General features: G+C 59.3%; 1 protein-coding gene. It reads right to left on the bottom strand.

Translation table 11 applies throughout. The features are described 5' to 3' along the window. The coding region (locus QP381_RS08545) for a hypothetical protein (RefSeq protein WP_285068507.1) at nt 1–435 on the bottom strand (435 nt) is incomplete at both ends.

Raw genomic sequence — 435 nt, forward strand, 5'->3', positions numbered from 1 at the left:
GTTCTGCGCCCTTTAGGAGCGTAGATCGCCTTCTCACAAAGGGTTTCGTGTGGTCCGGTGGCCGCGTCGCAGGTGCCGTAGAAGTATTTTTCTAATGGCAGGTCTGCGACGCGTTCCAGGATCATGTACGAGGTGCGCACTTGCTCTGCAATTACTGCCGCCTCCTCCTTGACTATCAGGTTTGGGAGCTGGTCCGCGAGGATCTCGCATGTAGTGTGGAAGTAGCCGCGCTCTGCGGGGCCTAGCTTTTTCGCGAGAAGGAAAAGCGGGCCCTCAGCAACACGTACTTTCGTTGCGAGTTCCGGGTTGTAGGGGAGCCTTTCTGCCGGATCACTCCCACCACTCCCGCTGTCTTGCGCCCTGGGTTTTACGAGCCGGTATGCGGCTTGCAACGCGTTCTCGTGCAACCCTGGGAGCTGGCGGAGGGCTTCGAGG

It is taken from the genome of Pauljensenia sp. UMB6358 (assembly GCF_030216865.1).
In the GTDB taxonomy this organism is placed as follows: Bacteria; Actinomycetota; Actinomycetes; order Actinomycetales; family Actinomycetaceae; genus Pauljensenia; species Pauljensenia turicensis_A.